Raw genomic sequence first — 18,159 nt, 5'->3', positions numbered from 1 at the left:
TCTGCAGAGCACCTGATCTCAGGGTGCTTTGCAGGTCGAAAACGTCAGCTCCAGGCATGGAGCGGTGGCTTCTCGCCATTCAGGAAATACTTACCCAAAATGGCGTACTTCCAGCGGACCGGGTCGTGCAGAGTATGGGTGCGGGCGTTGCGCCAGTGGCTATCAAGCCCGTGCTCTGTAAGTTTGAGCGCGTTGAGTATCTTCGCTTCGGCGGTAACGATCTGGGCTTCCGCAACGGTTCAGGAAGAACAAATTGGCGATGCTGATCACCAGCAGGAACAGCGCCGAGATACTGGTCTCGACGACGCCGTCAATGTTGTGAATATCCTCAAGCCGACCCGACGCGTCCCTATGACACGCTTCTCCACCACGGTGAGCCCAACACGGCTGGGTGGGAGTCGGACGGGCGTCTCACCCATCACTCGCGAGTTGCCCAGACGGCAGAGCCGGCCTCGGGATCGGGCATGGCACCGCAGGGTCGGCAGCCGCTCGGCCCCACCCAGTGGCTGACCGACGATCATATCACTGCGAAATACAGGCTCCTAGACTCGCTGCGGATTACAGGCTCCTGGACCAGGAGTGGCAGGGACGCTCTGCGGATCTGGCCGCCCGGACGAGCGTCGTGAATTCTGTCGTGGCATAAGCTCAGCTACAGTCGCGCTTTCGTTGTGCGAGCCTAATTTTGTTGGCGCGGCAAATGCTTGTGCCACCAGCTGGAAAATAAACCATAATATATATGAAAATATATTGTCGTATATTTTCCTTTAAACGGTGAAGTATCAGTCCATTCCCGTTTTTGATATAACATAAACGAATATATTCTTAAATATATCCTCTGCGTCTCTTGTCTTAAATCAGGTAATTGTAGAGAGTCTGCTTATGAAAGAGGTATGACAATGCTGAAATATTCAACAGGCGAAGGCTGTCGCAGGGAGGAACGTCGGCTATGGTCCAGGAGGAAGGCTCCAGCACAGCAGGGACAACGCCTCCTATGTCCCAAAGAGCGTCGGGTCGACCCAAGACCCAGCGGACGCGATGCGAAACTTGATCCAGTCGAGCGATTTGGCTTTTCTCATGGAAGCTGATGATGCCCTCTCCGCGGGTAAGGCGGGGCCTGCAGACTTTGGGCGTCCAGCCCAGCACCGGATGTTAGTTTCGCTCGTTATGGAGTTACATATGTCGCTAATTAAAAGAAAAATCTTCTCCGTAGGTGTCTTGACGCTAATGGCATGCGGCGCGTCGGCGGCCGATCTAGCTGACCACAGCGTTCCGAGCGCCCCCTCTTATGACGCACCGGGAACCTTCTCGTGGGCCGGGGCTTACGCCGGTCTTCATGGAGGTGTCGCAGCCTCCAAATTCAACCCGTTCAACAATGGTCGCGCCCCAGCGGTGGGCGCTCAGGTAGGTTACAATTTCCAGGCTGGATCGGGCGTTTTCGGCGCCGAACTGGAAGGCTCTTACTTGAACAACGAAGTGCGTGTGCCCGGCGGCAACGTGGAAAGCCGCTTCCGCGGTGGCGCGAAAGCGAAGGCTGGCTTGGGCTTTGATCGCACTTTCGTCTACGGCACCGCGGGCGTCACAACGACCGAGTTCGAGGGCCGCCGCCTCGTATCCGGATCCGACAAATGGAAATCCGGACCGGATAGCTGGAAACAGGGCTACCTCTTCGGTGGCGGCGTCGAGCACGCGTTTTCGGGCGGCGTGTCGGCAAAGATCGAGTACAACTACGTCATTAACAACGCCGTCCCGACCACGAGCGGAGGCATCAGCTCGAAGTCCGACCTCAACGATAATGTAATTGAGGCGGGCCTTAACTTTCGCTTCTGACGAACTCGTCTGAAGCCTTGAGCAAAACCCGAATACAAGGCAACCGCCCGCACGATCGGCCATGCCTCGAACAATGCCGGCCCTTGAAACCATCCATCGATTACCGCTTCAGCTTTTCGGCAATAGCATTCAGAATCATCGGCTCGCTCCACAACTTTCGGAACGGCAATCATCTTCCCATGTCAACATACCGTTGAGTGCCAAAATTTGCGACAGGCCCTGCTTTGAAGTTCTCAGTCGCCTGCCGTACGGTTCCGAGTGAATGCGAAGCTATGGCGATCGGGCTGACGCACTCGGTTAAAATTGACGGCTCGAACTGTTTTTCAGACGAGCGGCGCCAGACGGTTTGCCGAGGACGATCCCGCCTGAAGATGCGCTTTTTGGTTGTATGCATCAAGGGTATATAATATGGTTTTCAGAGTTTAGCTGCCCACGGAACTGGACACTCACTGCTTAGATGTGAGGAAGGTAATCTTGCACCGAACCGGGAGGTTGTCGTGAAGGAAGAATCCTCAGCGGTCTCGAATCTGGTGTTCGATTTCCTGTCAGAGTCAGCCAGCGCAAAGAGCAAAGACGATGTGTTACTCTTATTTGGAAAAATTTCACAATATTTCGGGTTTAGTTATTTCGCGATATCCGGCATCCCCTCGCCTATTGAGCGAATTGATTCCTATTTCGTTTTGGGCAATTGGTCAGTCGGGTGGTTTGATCGCTATCGTGAAAACAATTATGTCCACGCCGACCCCATAGTGCATCTTAGCAAGACATGCGATCACGCATTTGTTTGGTCGGAAGCTCTGCGAGATCAAAAACTCGATCGGCAGAGCCGTCGTGTCATGGATGAGGCACGCGAATTCAAGTTGATTGACGGCTTCAGCGTTCCTTTACACACTGCCGCTGGGTTTCAATCGATTGTCAGTTTTGGAGCGGAAAAGGTAGAGCTCTCAACCTGCGACCGAAGCGCGCTCTATCTGATGGCGGCTTACGCGCACAGCTTGCTCCGCGCCCAAATTGGGAACGATGCCAGTCGAAAAATTCAGGCCTTACCCATGATCACAACGCGAGAGCGCGAAATCATCCATTGGTGTGCCGCAGGCAAAACAGCAATAGAGATCGCAACGATTCTCGGACGATCCCATCGAACCATTCAAAATGTCATTTTGAACATCCAGCGAAAGCTCAATGTGGTTAATACACCTCAGATGATTGCCGAAAGCTTTCGTCTCAGAATCATTCGCTGAAGCATATGGAGTTTTCGGCCACTTCAAAGATCGGGCCTGTTGGATCACGACAGCCATCATGATCAGATAGTAGCCCCGTTGAAATGCAGAGCTAAATCTGCGTCTGAATTGATAGACAGGCGCAACACAGTTTTCGGTAGGTCGAGCAGGCAGCATCGATTGGGTGGCTGCGAGGACGTGCTTTGAATTTGTTTCCCCAGAAGTCGTCCAATGACCGCCTACCGCCAGACGGCCCCCCCGAATTGACCAGTCGCGTCTTTTGGGGTGATCCCCGACAGATCGCAGTGGTTGGCATTTTCTGGTCGGGCAGCTTCGATCAGCCGCGCACTTTTGACTGGCGCATTTATCATGCAATACGCGTTAAAGCGTGCGGGTAGCCCTGGCGTTGTATTCGCCTGGTTGCCATTTGGCCTGCAGTTGACGCTTGCCCCCTCCAAACGCCCCGATGGATCCACGGGCTCACCGCTGAAGTCGCATGTTTTCCCGGTTGACGTTCCCGGATTTCCAACCGGACCGGCAAGTGTGACGCCGCGGATCACGACGCCAGTTTCTACGGGCTTCGCTGCGACCTTGCCTTTTTGATGCTCCTCAGCCGCGGCCGCCTGCGCGAAGGTGACCGTCAGAGCGAAAGCAGCTAGGCATCCGAAAGCTCTCAAAGTAGCAGTCATTAAAACTTCTCCTCTTTTGCCGGCCGGCAAGATGTCGCTTCCGGACCGATGTCTCTGAATCGAATGAAAGGACCTGCGCCCCTTTCAAGTTACCGAAATTTGATCAGGTAGTTCACGGCCACGTTCTTGGGACGCGTCTCAAGAGCGGTGCGTGCCGGACTTTCCGGCGCGCCTGTCGATTTGCTTGAAATGGAAGTTCCCGCGGCACTGCCCTGTTGCGAAATTCCCGACGGCGTCGTTATCTCATAGGGATGCGAATGAATTTGCAGAGCATCGCATTGGAGTGATCCAACAACATTTGCAACACTATTGCCAGTTGGATCTAGCCGTCGTTTCGCGTCGGGGTCCATACCGGCACCGGCATCGAAACCGCGCAGGAACAGTCCACGGTAGTCTGGAATCCGAAATTCCAGATCGGCCGTAGAATTCCGCTCTCCATAGAGTCCACCGAGAACGGCGTAGAGTTCTGGATAGGCGGCTGCCTTGAGATAGCGCCCATCGCAAAGTATCCATCCCTGGGCTTCGACGTAGCTGATAGGAGCTTCCGCATTTGTACCCGCAGCCACGCCAGAGCTTGCGCAGGGTGTGTTGCTCCAGATCGTATTGACCGAGCTCGAGATAGAGGCAACTTGCCCCGCAAAGGGACAAATCGCACCGATTGGAGGCCCTGCAAACATCGTTGGTTCCTCGGGCAATATTGGTGTGTGAGGAAAGGAGTGCCAATTATCAGCAACAACAGGCACTCCCATGTATTAGTTCCGCCCTGACGGGTGGAGCTGAAGCCAATTCACCCAGCCATCAAGCCGGGTTGACGTCCCAGGTATTGTCCTCTTGGAGCACGCCTACGAGATTGAAGACGGCAGAGGGAAACTTGGCTTCCCTGGTCTGGGTGATCGTGTCGATGCTGAGCACCGACCCGATAGTGACATTCGTTCCCGCCGCAATCCAATAGCTCGGAGTTGGCGTGAACGTGTGGAGCAGATTGGTGCCCGCTTGTGCAACATAAGTCCCTGTTCCGGACATGCCGATGCCCACGGAGAACCGGTTGTTTGGCACATTGCCAGCATCGTTGATGACCAGTGATCCTGCAGGATCCCCCTTGATCGGCGCGGTCAGGCCAGGTCCATCGCTTAATGAAAAAGTAGTGGTGTTTCTCCCGCTGGGGCTGCAGTCCTCCACCCCGGAGGCAAAAAAGTCCACGCCAGGAATCAGTTGTCCCGTGTCGCTCCAGACGAAATTATAGGCGAGCTCCCAAGTGAACTTGATTTGATTGCCAACCCGAATTTGATACGGAGAGCAGAACCATGCCAAGGAGAAGACATTGGCAACAGGTTGAGGCATCTTTTGATAGACATAGAAGGTCCAAGGTTGCGCCGATTGATTCTTCAGCAATAACGAATATTGCGTTCCTTGGGCAAGCGCTGCGCTTCCCGGCTGTGATGCACGGGCATGATCCGTCATTTCCTTGTCTACGTAGCTGACATGCAAGGACATTTAACTCTCCCTTTCCATTGATTTTCTGTCTTCACGCCAGGACTGGTCCAATCGCTTGGACCGCTTCTTGGCCCAGCTCCAACTGAGGCGAGTGTTATTGGAGACACCAATTCAGCTATAATCATTTCCGGGTGACGTAAATGAGTAGATTTACTCCCTGACAGACCACGATTAACCCATAGGCATGCCCCCGAAACCCGGGACGGTAAGAGCGGCCGAAGTCTATTTGGTCGGTAGCAGATAAGCACCGGCCGAGATGGCTTTCTAACGTGATCCCATCAACGAAAAGCGGCCTGAGAGGCGGCTTGATCGAGTCCCTGGCGTCTTTGACGCACACCATATGCTCTGCAAATTTACTCTAGCGGTACGAGATGATGGCATTCTTGAGCCCGTTTTGGCGATCTTTCCGTTACCGCCATTTCCCATGCCGCGCGGGATTGTCTGATTTCAAACTATGGTTCCGCGACCTGGCGCAGAGATGAGTATTTCTACTCATTTTGAAGGACAGTAAGATCGTGCATAGTGATCCGGGGGTCAGCGAGCGATGATCAAGATTTGCATTGGGCACTCTCGGGCTAACGCCGTAATCATGGAGAAAATCTGGCGATTTCGACACCAGCAATTTGTGGAACGACGTGGGTGGGAGGCGTTACGCAAGAGTGACAGACGGGAAATAGATCAGTTTGATCACAATTGCGCTATTCATTTTAGCGTTCTCAAGAACGATGCGGTGATCGGGTATTCTCGGCTCCTTCCTACTGTGCAGCCACATCTTCTATCAACCGTCTACCCGCAAATCATGCGAGGTCAAAAGTGGCCAAGGTCGCACGACGTTTTCGAATGGACGCGGTGGGCGATTGCAAGCGGTGACGAAAAGATTGACGGGATTCCAATATCGCGTGTTCTGATGATCGGGTTGATGGAGTTTTGCCGTGCTGCCGGAATCACCTCGCTCATCGGCGAAACGCACCCAAAGCTGATAAACTCGTTGCGCACCAATGGGTGGCGAACACACATCCTCTCAGAGCCTAGCATTTTCGAAAAAGAATTAGTCGTGCCGCTCGAAGTCATCCCATCGTCCTCTCCGCAGACGTTTTAGGCAATTAGCTAGCATAGGGAATTCCGCTCGATGTTTGAACCTTACGGCTCAGGAAGTTTTGGTCACCAATTCGCCGCCAGTCCGGCTCATAAGCGAGCACGAGTCCCTGCCTGGATTTCTGTTGTACAAGCGGCGCCACATCACAATCAGACCCGCTTCTTTACCGGGCGATTGTCGTACGCTCAATGCTTAGGTCAGAGAGCCAACCGCGTAGCCGCCCGGATCGATTGCAGCCAAATAATTTCGCAGTCCATGCCACCCTAGAACGGCATGCGACAGTGTACCTCAGTCAATCGCGTCATTGGCCCCTTAGGGGGACGGCGAGGAAAACCAAAGGAGAGTCATAACATGGAAACGATAACTACCCGCAAGCCAATTGATCCAATCGGCAGCGAGTTGAGCGTCTTTGCCAAGACGCCGCGCGTCGGATCGACCCCTTCGACTACAGAAATTGCTGCCATGATCAAGGGGGGCAAGCCAGGCGACATGGACAAACTGGACGTTTAAGTTTCGTCCGTGTGACCGTCGCCAAGGCGGCGGTCACTGCCCCTTTAGATTTTCATCAAATAAGCGATCACTCATGTTCAAGGGAACGATTGACCGAGGTCATCTCGAGTGCGTGGCTGAGCCCCCGATGTACTCGCTGCCCTACCCCAACATCTCTATCAAGATCCTAGACCATCCTTTGCTCGAGAGCTTCCGGTGGGACACCACTGATCAAATCGTCCTGATCTGTCGCGAGCGTTCCGCCGAAGCGAATGGGCAGGTTGTGGCACTCAGGGATTGGCCGATAGAACGAGCGCATGATTTCTGTGCTTTTGGGCGATGGCCATTGGACTATCAGACAATTTCGATCAATCGCCATTCCGGCACGGTGACCTTCAGCGCCGGACATGGGGGTGTTGCGCCACTTTATATGAAGGTCAGCGGCGAGCGCATTGATCTCTCCTGGTCGATAGCGGACTTTTATTCGGGCATGACTCTCGCCGACGTCGACACGGACCGAGCTGGCCTGCGTCTTGTGGGGACGCTCCCCTATGCAACAACCACGATGTTTCGCGGTGTTTTCATGCTGACGGAGCGCGCGTCACTTTGCATCGACAGGATGGGAGCCGTGGAGACGAAATATCCCCCTCCGGCACCGTATTTCATTCCGACCCCACTTGTGGATGGGGCCGATGTTGCCGCCGCAGCATGCCATTTGATCGACACCCTGCTGCGTCGCTGGCCGCTCACGCCCGCTCTCACGGCTAGCGAATTCAGCGGAGGATTGGATTCGGCGGTCGTTGCCGCCATTTTGGCGGGGCAGCATCCTGACGCCCTGCAAACCTATGCCTTGGAGGTCGAGGGACCAGCTCGTAGTCAACAGACTTCGCGGCGCGAAATAGCAATCGAGCACTTCGGCTTTCGCGACCAAACGCTGCGTGTTGACACGATACCAATGGTTCCGTGTGGGTTCGAAGTGAGTAGCGACTACGTCCCCGCTCCCTACAATGCCGATCTGCAGCGGCCTCTCCATCAACTATTGAAGTCGCTCGCAACTGCCTCAGCCCCGCGGGCGGTCGCAACCGGTACAGGCGGTGATGAGTTGCTAATGGCCCATGCTTTCGAGCAAAATCACGAGCAGTTCGCTCGTAATGTTAGCGATGCATTCCTTCCTGCGATCTTTCCCTCCGCCATGACGCTGGTGCTCAAAAACCAATTGCCCGACTATGCAGCAAGCTGCGATCGGGCACCCTTTCCTATTCTGCCGATCTCGGTACTGGAGGCACACGCCGCGCGGGCTCCTTTGTTTGCGAGCCATGGCATATGGCCAATTAGCCCATTCGCCCAGCCAGAAGCCGTACGATTTTATCGGAGTTTGCCTTTGGCCTGGAGGCACGAAAAGGCGCTGCATCGCCGGATGTTGGAACGGCTTGGATATCCAAAACGGTTCTTCGGAGTTTCTACAAGAGAAAATTTCGAACACTATCTGACCGGCTCGCTGACTATCGGTGCTAGCGAGATCACTAGTCAATTATCCCGCCGTTGCCTGCTGCATGAACTGGGACTGATCGATGCTGACCGCCTGATCGCCACAATAGACGACATCCGATACGATTCTCCGCTTGGCGAGCTCGGCTTTATCTTCCACGCAATTAACGTTGAACACATGCTTCGGCGAATTGACGGAACTTGAAGGAGATCACCCGCTAACGCAGCGGGGACCTCAACACGCCTGGAATTGGTAACCCGTGCATCGCCGCGGAACGAGGCCGATGGGTTCGCTGCCACTTTGAAATGTCGTGCTTCTGGAGCGAGACTTATATGAACATTTGCCATCGCTCGCGCCCAGACGCCGCGTCAATGACATCTTCCTCGTGAAGTGGATCGCTAGCCGTGGCGTAGTCGAGTGACATGACGCTTGATCATCGCCGGAAACAGCCCTTTGCGGCAAGCGATCAGAATTCGTTACTGCTGGTCTGGTGATGGGATACAGGCTGTTCGAACAATGGTCCTAGAAGCTACACATGGATAAATGAGACATCCTGTCGGCTGGTCAGATATTCGACATTGTCATCACCTTTGTCGGTTACGTGACAAGCGTTCCTGTTCTCAATCCCGCATCTTTGCGCCCACATAACTGGAATCGCAGTAAATTATTGTTCGTCATCTCTATCGGCCTGCTTGGCACGAATCTTGTGAGCTATAGCGAGGCAGCGGAACGGCCTCCGCATCCACGTTGCGGGATAACCGCATTGCCTCGAACACATGAAGGAACGCCAAACATGGCAGCTCTGCGTCAGATCGCATTCTATGGAAAGGGCGGCATTGGCAAGTCCACTACATCCCAAAACACGCTAGCCGCCCTTGTGGACCATGGGCAGAAGATCCTCATCGTCGGCTGTGACCCTAAGGCCGATTCTACGCGCCTGATCTTGAACTCGAAGGCCCAGGATACGGTTCTTGATCTCGCTGCAACGAGAGGTTCGGTTGAAGATCTTGAACTCGAAGACGTGCTCAAGGTAGGCTATAAAGGTATCAAATGCGTGGAGTCTGGCGGCCCGGAGCCAGGCGTCGGCTGCGCGGGACGCGGCGTTATCACGTCGATCAACTTTCTCGAGGAGAACGGCGCCTACAACGATGTCGACTACGTGTCTTATGACGTGCTCGGTGACGTTGTGTGCGGCGGCTTCGCGATGCCGATCCGTGAAAACAAAGCTCAGGAAATTTATATCGTCATGTCCGGCGAGATGATGGCGCTCTATGCCGCCAACAATATCGCCAGGGGCATCCTGAAATATGCTGCAGGCGGCAGCGTACGCCTGGGCGGCCTCATTTGTAACGAGCGTCAAACCGATCGCGAACTCGACCTCGCCGAAGCGCTGGCTGCCAAACTCAATTCTAAGCTCATTCATTTCGTGCCACGCGACAACATTGTCCAACACGCCGAGCTTAGAAAGATGACGGTGATCCAATATGCGCCGGACTCTCAGCAAGCGGCCGAGTACCGGACACTTGCCCAAAGAATACATGACAATTCGGGCAAAGGCACCATCCCGACCCCCATCACCATGGAAGAACTTGAGGACATGCTTCTCGATTTCGGGATCATGAAAACCGATGAGCAGATGCTTGCCGAACTTCAAGCCAGGGATGCCAAGTTGATAGCTGCCCAGTGATCACACTGACGCGCAGCGACACGCAAGGCGCCCGCCATCCCGTGAGGGAGGTTTCGCCGATGTGGCTTCAGCCGGATTTTCCAAGGGGTTGGGTTAATGACCTTCAAATACGCCAATGACAGTGATTTACATGCGAAGCTTATAGCGGATGTGCTGTCGCAATATCCGGACAAAGCAGCGAAACGCCGAAGTAAACACCTTAGCCTGGCAACGAGCGAAAAGGACGCCGGCGAGGACCCAAACGCGATTAGCGAATGCGAGGTAAAGTCGAATATCAAGTCTGTTCCAGGCGTGATGACGATCCGCGGCTGCGCCTATGCCGGTTCGAAAGGTGTCGTCTGGGGACCAATCAAGGATATGGTTCACATTTCACACGGGCCTGTGGGTTGCGGTCAATATTCCTGGTCGCAACGTCGCAACTATTACGTCGGCCTGACGGGCATCGACACGTTCGTAACGATGCAATTTACATCCGATTTTCAGGAAAAGGACATTGTTTTCGGTGGTGACAAGAAATTGGAAAAGGTCATCGATGAGATCGCTGAACTTTTTCCGCTAAGCAATGGCGTCACCCTGCAATCAGAATGTCCGATCGGCCTGATTGGCGACGATATCGAGGCCGTAGCGCGAAAAAAGGCCAAAGAACACGCGACGACCGTCGTGCCGGTACGCTGCGAAGGCTTCCGTGGCGTGTCGCAATCGCTTGGCCACCACATCGCCAACGACGCAATTCGAGATTGGGTCTTCGACAAGAAAGACATAAAATTCGATCCAGGTCCCTACGACGTAAATGTCATAGGCGACTATAACATTGGCGGCGACGCATGGGCCTCGCGCATCCTGCTCGAGGAGATCGGATTGCGCGTGGTCGGCAACTGGTCCGGAGATGCAACTCTCGCCGAAGTGGAGCGCGCGCCGAGAGCGGCACTCAACCTCATTCACTGCTATCGGTCGATGAATTATATCTCCAGGCACATGGAGGAAAAATATGGCATCCCTTGGATGGAGTACAATTTCTTTGGACACTCCCAAATCGATGCCTCGCTGCGCGACATAGCCAAGCACTTCGGGCCGGAGATCCAAGAAAAAGCCGAAAAGGTCATAGCCAAATACCAACCCCTCGTTTGGGCCGTAATCGACAAATACTGGCAGCGCCTTTCCGGCAAACGGGTGATGCTCTACGTCGGGGGATTGCGTCCTCGTCACGTCGTCACCGCCTATGAGGACCTCGGGATGGAAATCGTAGGAACCGGCTACGAATTCGGTCACGGCGACGACTATCAGCGCACTGGCCATTATGTAAAAGAAGGCACGCTGATCTACGACGATGTGACTGGCTATGAACTTGAGAAATTCATTGAGGGAATTCGGCCCGATCTCGTCGGGTCCGGCGTTAAAGAAAAATACCCGGTGCAGAAAATGGGCATTCCATTCCGTCAGATGCACTCATGGGACTATTCTGGTCCGTATCACGGTTATGACGGCTTCGCGATTTTCGCTCGGGACATGGACATGGCCATCAACAATCCAGTTTGGGGTCTCTACGACGCGCCCTGGAAAAATGACCGCGCTTTGGCGGCGGTTGCTGGGTGAGAACATAGCGTTCGCGCGTAAAAAACGCGCAACGGCTTAAGCGACGCATGTTTCTGGACCGCCCTTGAGCCGCGGCCAGATCGAAAGAGGTGACCCTATGCCGCAGTCAGCTGAGAAAACTCTCGACCACGCGCCCCTATTCTGCGAGCCGGAATACAGGAAGATGTTGGCCAAAAAAAAGCTGAAATTCGAGTGCCCACACCCGGATCAGGTCGTGTCGGACCAGCGCGAATTCACGAAGAGCTGGGAATACCGCGAGAAAAACTTGGCCCGCCAAGCCCTTGTCGTCAATCCAGCCAAAGCCTGCCAGCCCCTCGGCGCGGTCTTCGCAGCGGCGGGATTCGAGCGAACGATGTCGTTCGTCCATGGCAGCCAAGGTTGCGTTGCCTACTACAGATCGCACCTATCGCGCCATTTCAAGGAGCCGTCATCGGTGGTCTCGTCATCGATGACGGAAGACGCCGCTGTATTTGGCGGCTTGAAAAACATGGTCGACGGTCTCGCCAACACATACAAACTCTATAACCCGAAGATGATCGCGGTGTCGACCACATGTATGGCCGAGGTCATCGGAGATGATCTGCATGGTTTTATCGAAAACGCCAAAAGTGAAGGTTCGGTCCCGCGCGATTTCGATGTCCCCTTCGCCCACACGCCTGCCTTTGTCGGCAGCCATGTCGATGGCTACGACAGCATGGTAAAAGGTGTGCTGGAGAATTTCTGGAAGGGCGCCGCGCGAAGTGAAGCCACCGCTTCTATCAACATCATTCCTGGATTTGATGGCTTCTGCGTTGGGAACAATCGCGAATTAAAACGCCTGCTCGACTTGATGCAAGTGACTTACATGTTTATCCAGGACGCATCAGATCAGTTTGATACGCCCTCCGATGGCGAATTTCGGATGTATGATGGCGGGACCAAAATCAATGACGTGAAGGCGGCGTTGGACGCGGAGTGGACATTGTCCCTGCAGCATTACAACACTCGCAAGACGTTAGATTACTGCAGAGATGTTGGACAAGCGACGATCTCCTTCCGCTACCCTCTCGGCGTCGAAGCTACCGACGAACTTCTGATGTTGATATCGGAGATTTCCAGCAGAGAAATTCCCGAGGCGATCCGCCTGGAGCGCGGTCGACTCATCGATGCGATGGCGGACAGCCAAGCTTGGCTATATGGAAAAAAATACGCGATTTACGGCGATCCAGATTTCGTTTATGCGATGGCGCGCTTCATCATGGAGACCGGCGGCGAGCCAACCCACTGCCTCGCCACAAACGGCACCTCGGCTTGGGAAGCCGAGATGAAGGAACTCCTCGCATCCTCGCCCTTCGGGAAGAATGCACAGGTTTGGCCAGGCAAAGATCTCTGGGCAATGCGCTCGCTACTTTTCACTGAGCCCGTGGATCTCCTGATCGGCAATTCTTATGGGAAGTATCTCGAACGGGACACCGGTACCCCACTGGTTCGGCTGACGTTTCCAATTTTTGACCGGCACCATCATCATCGATTCCCCCTCATGGGCTACCAGGGCGGACTGCGTCTTTTAACGGCGATCCTCGATAAGATCTTCGACAACCTCGATCGCGAAACAATTCACGCGGGTGTGACAGACTATTCGTATGACCTCACTCGCTAAGAGAGGCGGCCGGTCAGGCCTTTCACTCAACCAGATATGAAGGCAGACGAATGTCCGCGCTCAACGCCAAAATCAAAGATGCCTTCCACGAACTAGCGAGTGAAAGGAGCGGCAGCAAGGGTCCTAAGGAGCGCCGAAGGAATTGCGCGGGGCCAATGGCCCCGGGAACGGCCGTCGGCGGTTGCGCTTTCGACGGCGCCAAGGTCGCACTGCAGCCGATCACCGATGTCGCACATCTGATTCACGGTCCGCTCGCCTGCGAGGGAAATTCCTGGGACAACCGTGGCGCTGCGTCGTCAGGTCCAACACTTTGGCGCACGAGCTTCACGACTGATCTTACGGAAATCGACATTGTAATGGGACGCAGTGAACGGAAGCTCTTTAAAGCGATCCGGGAAATCAAGGATGGGTATGCGCCCGCGGCAATCTTCGTCTATTCAACCTGCGTTACAGCGATGATCGGTGACGACATCGACGTTGTTTGCAAGCGAGCGACGGACGAATTTGCTTTACCGGTGGTGCCGGTCAATGCACCAGGTTTTGTCGGATCTAAAAACCTCGGCAACAAGCTAGCGGGCGAGGCGCTGCTCAAGCATGTCATAGGTACGGTTGAGCCCGATGAACCGGGCCTTTGCGACATCAACATACTCGGCGAATTTAACCTCTCGGGTGAGTTCTGGCAGGTGAAGCCGCTCTTGCATAGGCTCGGCATCCGCGTCCGCGCCTGTATTCCCGGAGACGCGCGATATCTGCAAGTCGCCTCCGCCCACCGCTCACGCGCGGCGATGACGGTGTGTTCGACAGCGTTCGTTACGTTGGCACGTAAGATGCAGGAACGCTGGGACATTCCGTTTTTCGAGGGCTCCTTCTATGGCATCTCCGGCACCTCGGAGGCGCTCCGGCGGATCGCCGATCTGCTTGTAAAGAAGGGTGCTGACCCCTCGCTTTTGCATCGCACGGAAATCCTAGTAGCGGAAGAAGAGGAAAAGGTGTGGAAGAGGCTGGAAGCCTACCGACCTCGCCTTGAGGGCAAGCGCGTGCTTCTAAATACAGGCGGCGTGAAATCCTGGTCGGTCGTCCATGCCTTGATGGAGATCGGCATGGAGATCGTCGGCACATCAGTCAAGAAATCGACGCTCGAAGATAGGGAGCGAGTGAAACAGACCCTGAAGGAGGAGAACCTCCTGTTCGAGTCGATGTCGCCGCGCGAGCTTTTCTCGCTTCTACTCGAGAGAAAGGCTGACATCATGTTGTCGGGCGGACGCACCCAGTATATAGCGCTAAAGGCAAAACTGCCCTGGCTTGACATCAACCAGGAGCGTCATCACGCTTACGCTGGCTATGAGGGTATGGTGCAACTTGCTCGACAAATTGACCTGGCAATCCACAATCCGGTATGGCCGCAGGTGCGCGAGCCGGCGCCATGGGAGCCGGCCTTGGTCGTTGAAAAGCGAGCGAAAAGGGAAGCGTAAGCGCGTCGAACCAAAACCGCGAGATCACTCGCAAAAAATGTTGAGGTCGTACTATGGCACGCGTCGTATCTCAAACCAAGTCGGCGGCGGTCAACCCCCTGAAGTCGTCTCAGCCGCTTGGTGCTGCCTTCGCCTATCTGGGCGTCGACGGCGCAATACCTCTGCTCCATGGCAGCCAGGGATGTACGAGCTTCGCGCTCGCACTGCTCGTGAGGCACTTCAATGAAGCGATCCCGCTGCAAACCACGGCGATGAACGAAGCCGCGATAATCGTCGGCGGCGCGGATCGTCTCGAAGAGGCAATTCTCAGCCTCAAAGCCCGCACAAGGCCACGACTGATCGGGATATGCACGACCGCATCGGTAGAGGCCCGCGACGAGGATGTCGTCGGTGACGTCGAAAACATCAAACGCAGGCGGGCGATAGAACTTGTGGGCACCGAAGTGGTAGTCGCCAACACGCCTGACTTTGACGGCGCCATAGAGGAGGGTTGGTCTAAAGCTGTTACCGCCGTGATCGAGGCAATAGCGCGACCTGACAAGCAGTATCGCAATCGGAGGAAGATCGCGATACTGCCTGGCTGGAACTTAACGGTTGCTGACATAGAACATCTGCGCGAAACGGCCGTAAGTTTCAGCCTCGACCCGGTTATTCTGCCCGACGTATCCGGAGCGCTCGACGGCTCCATCCCCGAAGAATGGATGCCGATAACGAATGGCGGCACGAAATTGCAGGAGATCCGCGATCTCGGTGCGACGATGCAGTGTATCGCAATCGGTGAGCATATGCGGCGACCGGCTGAAGCGCTGCAGAGACTGACCGGTGTGCCGTACGTGCTGTTTAGATCGCTGACGGGCCTAGAAAACGTCGATCGCTTCATTCGCGTGCTTGCCGCTATGTCACGCAAACAGACACCGCTCAATGTCCGCCGCAACCGAATGCAGTTGCAGGATGCCATGCTCGACGGACATTCCCATATGGCAGGCAAGAAGATCGCAATCGCTTCGGAGCCCGATCAACTTTTCCAGCTCTCCAACTTTTTTACTGCCATGGGTGCGGAAATTGCGGCCGCGGTCACCACGACCGGCACTTCGAAGGCGCTCGAGATGGTACCGGCGAAAACCGTCAAAGTCGGCGATCTCAGTGATCTGGAAAGTCTCGCCGCAATGGCCGATCTTATCGTCACACACTCGCACGGCCGAGAAGCTGCCAGACGTCTCGGCGTTCCGCTGATGCGGGTGGGTTTCCCCATGTTCGACCGCTTCGGCAGCCAGCACAAGCTTACAGTGTTATACCGGGGAACCCGCGACTTGATCTTCGACTTCGCGAACATCATTCAGGCTAATCACCCTCCGAACCCCTGGCCCAATTGACTCAACCGACAGCCGGGAAACGCAATAATGAGATCAATTCGTCGCGTCTCGCTCTTCAAGCGGACTATCAACGCAGACGAAAAGGCAGGTGGGCACTTCGCGAATAGCCATCGCCACACAAGATATGAAGGGACTGACAGCGCAGTTTGAATCGGTCAGACGATTTGACGCGACATGCAACTCGAGGACCTTCGTGCAAGCCGCTGGGTTCGAAAATACAAGATCGGAAGAGACAGAAGCGAAGGTGGAGGACTGCACTGGGGTAAAGATTGCGGCGTTAGACAGCTGCCAACTCGCGTTTGTCTGACAATTGGCGTGCCATCCTCAGCGCTTTTGTCATCGGCAGAACACGATAAATCGGAGGAATCTATGAAAAGCTCATCCTTCACTCGCGACGGGTCCCGATGGATGCCGGAATATCTGAATTCGATCAACCCTGCGATGTGCATCGGCTGCGGTCGCTGCTTCAAGGTTTGCTCACGCGAGGTCATGCATCCCCACGGCATCGATGAGGCAGGTGACATGCTCGGTGTTTGCGATGGCGAAGACGACTTTAATGGTGAGCTCAGTCGCGTGATCATGGTCATTGATTATCCCGGACGCTGTATCGGCTGCGGAGCGTGCGGCCGCGTCTGCCCCAAGAACTGCCAGACTCATATCGCCGTCGATCATCGTTCAGTGCTCGAATCTTGAATTCCGTTCCGAGCGGTATAAGCCCCCGGCGCGGTCCAGTGCGAGACAACCGCATCGGTCGAACGCGCGGAGAAGGTAGCATGGCAGTTTTGCGTGAAAGTAAATCCGGAAAATGCGACGCGAAGATCCTTCTGGGGTACCCGATCTGCTTCGGAGGCAGTGGTTACTGGAAACACCACGTCGAAAGCCGACGATCAGAGAGAGGAGACATTGAAGTGTGCATCAAGCCGCGACCTACCTCTCCGAAAGTAAGGTGATTTCTCAGCGTCGCCGAAAGCAACTGTCGCGACTTGAGAAGATCGGGCATGGCCTCGCGAATTAAGTGAAACTTTATTGTGAAACAATCCGCCAATCTTTTCCTGCGCCAGACCCAGTCCCTGGGTGATGACACCGCAACTGATGCAATCCATCCAGTTGCTGCAGATGACGCATTTTGAACTCACCCAGTTCATCGCCCAGGAAGTCGAGAAGAACCCGCTGCTCGAATTTCCGTCGAATGACGGCGAGGCGGCCGGCGAGCGCGGCGAATCCGAAGATGGAGAGTACGCTCATCAGCCCGAGGATGCCGGGTCGGATGACGGTTACGACAACCGCACCGAGGCGCTCTCCAGCGACTGGTATGACAATGGCGGCAGCGCCAGCACGAGCCGGCTGAACGACGAACTCGACGCCAATTACACCAATATCTTTCCTGATGACGGTGCCCCGCAGCGCCTCGATGCGCCGGAGCTCGTCAGCCAGTGGAAATCGATGCCGGGCAGCGGCGAGGGTGCCGATTACGATCTCGACGATTTCGTCGCCGGCCAGGTGTCGCTGCGTGATCATCTCGCCCAGCAGATCCCCTTCGTCCTGCCTGACATGGCCGACCGGCTGATCGCGCAGAATTTCGTCGATCAGCTCGACGACTGCGGTTATCTGCGAATGCCTGGCGATCCAGCTCAGGCAGAAGGACCGGTATGACCCCGCCATGCAGGCTCTGGTCGAAAACCTCGAACTCCTGGCGCGGCGTGATTTCGCCACGTTGAAGCGGCTCTGCGGCGTCGACGAGGAAGATCTTCTCGACATGCTCGGCGAGATCCGTCAGCTCAATCCGAAGCCTGGCAGCGGTTTCGAGGCAGGTGTTTCCGAAGCGATCATGCCGGATGTGGTCGTCAGAGCCTCTTCGGACGGCGGCTGGCTGGTCGAGCTCAATCCGGATACGCTGCCGCGCGTGCTGGTCAACCAGTCCTATTTTTCCCGTGTGACGAAGAACGGCGAGGACCACGCCTTCCTCTCCGATTGCCTGCAGAGCGCCAACTGGCTGACGCGCAGCCTCGACCAGCGGGCAAAAACCATCATGAAGGTGGCCAGTGAAATCGTCCGCCAGCAGGACGCCTTCCTGCTGCATGGCGTCGATTG

General features: G+C 55.3%; 13 protein-coding genes and 2 pseudogenes. 12 read left to right on the top strand and 3 right to left on the bottom strand.

The features are described from left to right. Window positions 1–44: 44 nt before the first annotated feature. Window positions 45–239: pseudogene (locus RWJ89_RS27440) on the bottom strand (SfnB family sulfur acquisition oxidoreductase); the annotation flags it as partial. A 937-nt stretch (window positions 240–1,176) separates the two neighbouring features. Between RWJ89_RS27440 and RWJ89_RS27435 the strand changes: the two are divergent. Further along, window positions 1,177–1,827 (top strand): outer membrane protein, encoded by a 651-nt coding sequence (locus tag RWJ89_RS27435; protein WP_003551771.1) that lies wholly within the window; start codon window positions 1,177–1,179, stop codon window positions 1,825–1,827. A gap of 497 nt (window positions 1,828–2,324) precedes the next feature. Then, on the top strand, window positions 2,325–3,068 hold the full coding sequence (locus RWJ89_RS27430; RefSeq protein ID WP_003551769.1) for a helix-turn-helix transcriptional regulator: 744 nt from the start codon (window positions 2,325–2,327) through the stop codon (window positions 3,066–3,068). A gap of 757 nt (window positions 3,069–3,825) precedes the next feature. On the opposite strand, the gene RWJ89_RS27425 is transcribed toward RWJ89_RS27430, so the two are convergent. After that, window positions 3,826–4,485 carry a phage tail protein gene (locus RWJ89_RS27425; RefSeq protein ID WP_316031717.1) on the bottom strand — a complete coding sequence of 220 codons (660 nt, stop codon included), beginning with the start codon at window positions 4,483–4,485 and terminating at the stop codon, window positions 3,826–3,828. Between the two features lie 49 nt (window positions 4,486–4,534). Then, a complete protein-coding gene (locus tag RWJ89_RS27420) occupies window positions 4,535–5,230 on the bottom strand; it encodes a protein RhiA (RefSeq protein ID WP_003551764.1) in 696 nt (231 codons plus the stop codon). 544 nt (window positions 5,231–5,774) lie between these two features. Here RWJ89_RS27420 and RWJ89_RS27415 point away from each other — a divergent pair. From RWJ89_RS27415 to RWJ89_RS27370, 10 genes and pseudogenes are all read left to right on the top strand, one after another. Further along, window positions 5,775–6,329 carry an acyl-homoserine-lactone synthase gene (locus RWJ89_RS27415; RefSeq protein WP_316031716.1) on the top strand — a complete coding sequence of 185 codons (555 nt, stop codon included), beginning with the start codon at window positions 5,775–5,777 and terminating at the stop codon, window positions 6,327–6,329. A gap of 348 nt (window positions 6,330–6,677) precedes the next feature. Next, window positions 6,678–6,836: a hypothetical protein gene (locus RWJ89_RS27410; protein ID WP_003551761.1), complete on the top strand. Its 159-nt coding sequence runs from the start codon at window positions 6,678–6,680 to the stop codon at window positions 6,834–6,836. Between the two features lie 73 nt (window positions 6,837–6,909). Beyond that, window positions 6,910–8,508: an asparagine synthase-related protein gene (locus tag RWJ89_RS27405; RefSeq protein ID WP_017991536.1), complete on the top strand. Its 1,599-nt coding sequence runs from the start codon at window positions 6,910–6,912 to the stop codon at window positions 8,506–8,508. Window positions 8,509–9,097: 589 nt separating this feature from the next. Continuing rightward, window positions 9,098–9,991, top strand: a complete 894-nt coding sequence (nifH, locus tag RWJ89_RS27400; RefSeq protein ID WP_003551759.1) for a nitrogenase iron protein — start codon at window positions 9,098–9,100, stop codon at window positions 9,989–9,991. 96 nt (window positions 9,992–10,087) lie between these two features. Then, window positions 10,088–11,584, top strand: coding sequence for a nitrogenase molybdenum-iron protein alpha chain (nifD, locus tag RWJ89_RS27395; RefSeq protein WP_003551756.1), 1,497 nt, complete (start codon window positions 10,088–10,090; stop codon window positions 11,582–11,584). Between the two features lie 97 nt (window positions 11,585–11,681). Then, on the top strand, window positions 11,682–13,223 hold the full coding sequence (nifK, locus tag RWJ89_RS27390) for a nitrogenase molybdenum-iron protein subunit beta (protein ID WP_168283874.1): 1,542 nt from the start codon (window positions 11,682–11,684) through the stop codon (window positions 13,221–13,223). A 50-nt stretch (window positions 13,224–13,273) separates the two neighbouring features. Further along, entirely contained in the window at window positions 13,274–14,695 is a 1,422-nt protein-coding gene (gene nifE / locus RWJ89_RS27385; protein ID WP_003551751.1) for a nitrogenase iron-molybdenum cofactor biosynthesis protein NifE, read from the top strand. A 53-nt stretch (window positions 14,696–14,748) separates the two neighbouring features. Continuing rightward, on the top strand, window positions 14,749–16,068 hold the full coding sequence (gene nifN / locus RWJ89_RS27380) for a nitrogenase iron-molybdenum cofactor biosynthesis protein NifN (protein WP_168283875.1): 1,320 nt from the start codon (window positions 14,749–14,751) through the stop codon (window positions 16,066–16,068). Window positions 16,069–16,437: 369 nt separating this feature from the next. Continuing rightward, window positions 16,438–16,761, top strand: coding sequence for a ferredoxin III, nif-specific (fdxB, locus tag RWJ89_RS27375; protein ID WP_003551748.1), 324 nt, complete (start codon window positions 16,438–16,440; stop codon window positions 16,759–16,761). Between the two features lie 335 nt (window positions 16,762–17,096). Then, window positions 17,097–18,159: pseudogene (locus RWJ89_RS27370) on the top strand (RNA polymerase factor sigma-54); the annotation flags it as partial.

It is taken from the genome of Rhizobium sp. 10PS4, from assembly GCF_032464805.1.
GTDB lineage: Bacteria > Pseudomonadota > Alphaproteobacteria > Rhizobiales > Rhizobiaceae > Rhizobium > Rhizobium laguerreae.
This window is presented reverse-complemented; position numbering and strand designations above follow the sequence as displayed.